Origin of the sequence: Bradyrhizobium sp. UFLA01-814 (assembly GCF_046718885.1) — a bacterium.
Lineage (GTDB): Bacteria > Pseudomonadota > Alphaproteobacteria > Rhizobiales > Xanthobacteraceae > Bradyrhizobium > Bradyrhizobium elkanii.
Map to the genome: position 1 here is coordinate 1 of NZ_JAQOSR010000300.1, position 5,196 is coordinate 5,196.

Here is a 5,196-nt window from a genome sequence, read left to right on the forward strand (position 1 = left end):
CCTTCATTCATCGCAACGATGCCGCGCATATCGCAGGCGTGATGACCGACACCGTCGCGATCTTCGGCGCGGAGCGCTGCCTGTTCGGCTCCAACTTTCCGATCGAGAAGCTGTGGACCAGCTATCGCGATCTCATCGCCGCTTTCAAGACGGCAGCCGAACGGCTCAGCCCCGCACAGCGCGACGCGGTCTTCAGCACGACGGCGGCGCGGGTCTATCGGCTGCAGCCATAGCCGCACCGCGGCCACGAACACGACAGCGAACACGAATTGGGAGGGAGACAGATGCCGTTGGAGATCAAGATTCTGGACTATGGCGATATCGAGCTGGAATCGAGCTTCCTCGTGCTCGGCCACAATTGCGGCCGCACCCGCCGCGTGCTGACGCTCGGCTTCCTGATCCTCGGCGGCCCCTACCCCGTGCTGGTCGACACCGGCTATCGCTCCAACCAGATCATGGAGACGCTCGGCATGCGCGGGCTCCAGTTCCACGAGAACATGATCGAGAACCAGCTCGCCCGCCACGGCGTGCGGATGGGCGACGTCCGCTTCGTCTGCCACACCCATCTGCACATCGACCATGCCGGCAAGGACGACCTGTTCCCGATGAACACCACCGTCGTGCTGAACCGCAAGGAGCTGGAATACTCCGTCTCCGGCCTGATGCATCCCCAGTACCCGGCGCCCGACATCAAGCACCTGATCGACCGCCTGCACACCAAGAGCGCGCTGCGCTTTCTCGACCTCGAAATCACCGGCCCGGTCGAGCTGATGCCGGGCGTCTATTGCGATGCCGCCAACGCCCACACCGAAGGCTCGATGAACATCCACGTTCACACCGCCGACGGCATCGCCACGATCTGCGGCGACGTGATCTATGATTTCAACGACCAGATCGTGAATCCCTTCAATGAAATCCACGACGCCGAGCCGCGCACCACCGGCAACCACGGCACCAGCAAACGCGCCGAGAAGGCCGCGATCAAGAAGCTGCTCTCGAGCTCACGCTATCTGCTTCCTGTGCATGATCGCCCGGCCAAGATCGAAGGCGGCATGGTGGTCGGCCGCCTGCATGACCAGGTACCCGGGCCTGTCGTGCAAAGCCTGCCGCAGCGCAACTGGTTCCCGGCGTAGAGGATCGAGGCGATGACGCATGTCACGCTGCGCAGCGAGTTCGAAGGCCTGATTGATCCCTACGCGCCGGTCGGCCAGGTCGGGACCGGCTTCGATTTCACGGAGGGACCGATCTGGCATCCGCTCGATCACTTCCTGCTGTTCTCCGACATGCCGGGCGACGTGCGCAGGCGCTGGGATGCGCGGCGCGGCGTGGTCGAGGTCAAGCGGCCGTCAAACAAATGCAATGGCATGACCTATGACGCGGACCTCAATCTGATCGTCTGCGAGCACGCAACCTCCTCGCTGATCTGCGAGCGGCCCGACGGGCGGCGCGAGGTGCTGGCCTCGCATTACGAGAACCAGGAGCTCAACAGTCCGAACGACGTCTGCGTGCATTCCTCGGGCGCGATCTATTTCTCCGATCCCTGGTACGGCCGGATGCCAGTCTATGGCGTCGAACGGCCACGCCAACTCGGCTTCCAGGGCGTCTATCGCGTGCCGCCCGGCGGCGGCGCGCCGAAACTGCTGGTCGACCGCTATTTGTTCGAGCAACCGAACGGGCTGTGCTTCTCGCCCGACGAGCGCATCCTCTATGTCAACGACACCGTGCAGGCGCTGATCCGCGCCTTCGACGTCAACGCCGACGGCTCGCTTACCAATCCGCGCGTGTTCGCCTCCGGCATCCGCTCCGAGCTCGAGCCCGGCCTGCCCGACGGCATGAAGTGCGACCAGCGCGGCAATGTCTGGGTCACCGCGCCCGGCGGCGTCTGGGTCTATTCGCCCGGCGGCGACCTGCTCGGCAAGGTGCGCCTGCCCGAGCTCGTCGCCAACCTCGCCTGGGGCGGCGCCGACTTCCGCACGCTCTATCTGACCGCCACCCATTCGGTCTATGCGATCCCGACCAAGGTCGGCCCACGCCACGAGCCCTATATGAGCGGCAAGCGCGGCGGCGCGGGTGCTGCCACATCGTCCACGCCTGCGCCGAACCTGACCGCCGGCGAGATGCAGCTCGATCCGCAACGCTGCGCGATGATCATCCAGGACATGCAGAACGACGTCGTCATGGACGGCGGCGCGTTCGCCGAGTCCGGCGCGCCCGCGCACGCCCGCCAGCAGCATGTCGTCGAGAATGTCCGCCGCGTGGCGGAGGCTGCGCGAGCGCGCGGCGTCGCCATCATCCATGTCTGGTTTGTCGTCGAGCCGGGCGCGCCCGGCGTCACTTTGAACGCGCCGCTGTTCGAGGGGCTGGTCGACAGCAAGGCGATGGTGCGCGGCAGCTGGGGCGCGGCACCGGTTTCGGGACTCGAGCCGCGCCCGGGCGACTTCGTGGTCGAGAAGATGCGGATGAGCGCCTGGGAGGGTACGCGGCTCGAGACCATCCTGAAGGCGACCGGCCGCGACATGATCATCAACACCGGGGCCTGGACCAACATGTCGGTCGAGCACACCGCGCGCACCGGCGCCGACAAGGGCTATTTCATGATCGTGCCGGAGGACTGCTGCTCGACCATGAATGCCGACTGGCACAATGCCGCGATCAACTTCGCGCTCCAGAACGTCTCCGTCGTGACCAACGCCAACACCGTGATCAAGGCGCTCGGCTAGGGAGGCGCGGTGCCGAAGCTGCTGCATCTTAACTGCTCACCGCGCCCCGATTCGGAATCGGCGGCCGGCGCGCGTGCCTTTCTCGATCGCTTCCGTCAGGCGCGGCCGGACTGGGAGATCGACGCGATGAACCTCTGGCGCGAGCCGATGCCGGAATTCGAGGGTTACCTGCTCGAGGCCAAATACGCCCGGATCGGCGGCAAGAGCTTCACCGATTCGCAGCACGACGCCTTCGCAATCGCCGAGCGCCTCGCGCTGCGGCTGTCGCTGGCCGATCGCGTGCTGATCTCGACGCCGATGTGGAATTTCGGCATTCCCTACAAGCTCAAGCAGTGGCTCGACGTCATCATCCAGCCCGGGCTCGCCTTCCGCTTCGATCCGGCGCAGGGCTATCTGCCGCTGCTCAAGGACCGCCCGACGATCGTGATCCTCGCAAGCGGCAGCGACTTCGTCACCGGCATGAACCGCGGCCGCATCGACATGGCAACACCCTATCTGCGCGAGGCGCTGCGCTTCATCGGCATCAGCGACGTGCGCTTCGTGCCGATCGGCCCGACCACCGGGCCCACCGAGCCGATCCGCGCCGCCCGCGAGGCGGCGCACCGCCGGCTTGCGGAGATGGCAGCGAGGTTTTGACGGATTCGCTTTTCCGTCGTCGTCCCTGCGAAGGCAGGGACCCATAACCACAGGGCTGTATTGTAGGAGTGAGCTGTGGCCCCAGCGCCGCAAGGCAATTCGCATTGGTGGTTATGGGTCCCGGGTCGCGCTTCGCTTGCCCGGGACGACACCAAGTTTGTTGCCCGGCCGGCGGACGTATATCCGCATTCTCGCGACAGCACTAACCCACCCTACGTTTCCGCGGCCGGAAAGACCAGCCTACACAACAACCCCGGCGCATTGTCGTGCAACTCGATCCGCGCGCCGTGCAGGCTCGCGACCGCCGCGACCAGGCTGAGGCCGAGGCCGTTGCCCGGCGTGTAGCGGCTCTGCTCGAGCCGGTAGAAGCGCTTGAAGACGCGGTCGTGCTGGTCGGCGGGAATGCCCGGGCCATCATCGGCGATCGAAATCACCGCACCGGTCTCGTCGTTGTCGCAGGTCACGGTCACCCGTCCACCCGGGCGGCCATGCTTGATGGCGTTGTCGACGAGATTGGCGATGGCGTCGAACAGCAGGTCGCGGTCGCCGGTGACCAGCACGGCCTGATCGCCGGCAAGATCGAGGCGCGTGGTCACCTGTTCGGCGGCGGCGTCGTAGAGTTCGACCACCTCGCCGGCGATCTCGACGAGATTGACGGTGCGGAACGCACCCTTGCGGGCTCGCGTCTCGATCTCCGAAATCCGCGTGATCGACGCGAACATCCCGAGCACTGCGTCGAGATCGGCGATGGTGTCGCCGATCAGCGCCGCATCCCCCTCCCCGCTCCGCGGGGCGTGATAGGCTTTCTCAAGCCGGCCGCGCATCCGGGTCAGCGGCGTGCGCAGGTCGTGGGCGATATTTTCGCTGACCTGCTTGACGTCCCCCATCAGGGTCTGGATCCGGTCCAGCATCAGATTGAGATTCTCGGCGACGCGATCCCATTCGTCATGGCTGCCGCGGAGCGGGATGCGCTGGTCGAGGCCGGAGAGCATGATGGCACGACTGGTCGCATTGATTGACTCGATCCGGCCGACCGTTCGCCGCGTGACGCCGATGCTGGCAGCGGCCGCAAGCCCGATGATCAGCACGACGACGGCAATGCCGGCGGCCCTGATCTGGGCCATGAAGCCGTCGAGATCGCTGATGTCGTGGCCGACCAGCAGCCGATCGCCGTTTGACAGGGTTTCCGTCACACCTCGCAGCAGGGAGGTTCCCGGGGAGAGCTGTGGCAGGGAGGCACGAAATTCAGCCCATCCCTTCTCGGCGGCGCCCGCCGGCCACTGCCTGAGATTTCCCGCCAGCACCGTCGATCCGGGACCGACCAACAAATACACATGATCGGCGAAGCCCTTGTCCGCGACGCGTTGCGCGATCAACGCGGTCAGGCCATCGCGGCCGGACCGCGCATAGGCGTCATCCAGGCTCGCCTGCTCGGTCATGATCGCGCGGTCGGACCTGTCGCGCACATAGGACAACGTCGACCAGTAGACATAGGCGAAGATCGCGGAGACGATCAGGCCGAATACACCGATGGCGATCAACGCCAGGCGGAACGTCGACGACTTGAAGGTCTTAGCCAGGAGCACGGAGGCAGTATCCGATGCCGCGGATCGTGTGGATCAGCGGGTAGGCTTGCTGGTCGTCGACCTTGCGGCGCAAACGCCCGACATAGACGTCGATGATGTTGGTCGAGGGATCGAAGTGCAGGTCCCACACATGCCGCAGCAGCATGGCGCGCGATACCACGCGGCCTTCGTTGCGCGCCAGATATTCGAGCAGCTGGAATTCCTTCGGCAGCAGCGGAATCTTGCGACCGTGGCGGCTCGCCGTGCGCGAAATC

5 protein-coding genes and 1 pseudogene are annotated in these 5,196 nt (G+C 65.6%); 4 read left to right on the top strand and 2 right to left on the bottom strand.

The window, feature by feature from the left end; genetic code table 11:
• The 4 genes from PMN64_RS41805 to PMN64_RS41820 form a co-directional block, all read left to right on the top strand.
• The coding region (locus PMN64_RS41805) for an amidohydrolase family protein (RefSeq protein ID WP_411784987.1) at positions 1 to 233 on the top strand (233 nt) is incomplete at its 5' end.
• A gap of 51 nt (positions 234 to 284) precedes the next feature.
• Positions 285 to 1,133: an MBL fold metallo-hydrolase gene (locus PMN64_RS41810; RefSeq protein ID WP_026193286.1), complete on the top strand. Its 849-nt coding sequence runs from the start codon at positions 285 to 287 to the stop codon at positions 1,131 to 1,133.
• Between the two features lie 12 nt (positions 1,134 to 1,145).
• The gene (locus PMN64_RS41815; protein WP_411784988.1) at positions 1,146 to 2,720 is read left to right on the top strand and encodes an isochorismatase family protein; all 1,575 of its coding nucleotides are present in this window, start codon (positions 1,146 to 1,148) and stop codon (positions 2,718 to 2,720) included.
• 9 nt (positions 2,721 to 2,729) lie between these two features.
• On the top strand, positions 2,730 to 3,356 hold the full coding sequence (locus PMN64_RS41820; RefSeq protein WP_411784989.1) for an FMN-dependent NADH-azoreductase: 627 nt from the start codon (positions 2,730 to 2,732) through the stop codon (positions 3,354 to 3,356).
• Between the two features lie 212 nt (positions 3,357 to 3,568).
• Here the strand turns inward: PMN64_RS41820 and PMN64_RS41825 are convergent.
• Positions 3,569 to 4,504, bottom strand: a pseudogene (locus PMN64_RS41825) (sensor histidine kinase); the annotation flags it as partial.
• A gap of 424 nt (positions 4,505 to 4,928) precedes the next feature.
• Positions 4,929 to 5,196: winged helix-turn-helix domain-containing protein (locus tag PMN64_RS41830; RefSeq protein WP_411784990.1), on the bottom strand; the 268-nt coding region annotated here is incomplete at its 5' end.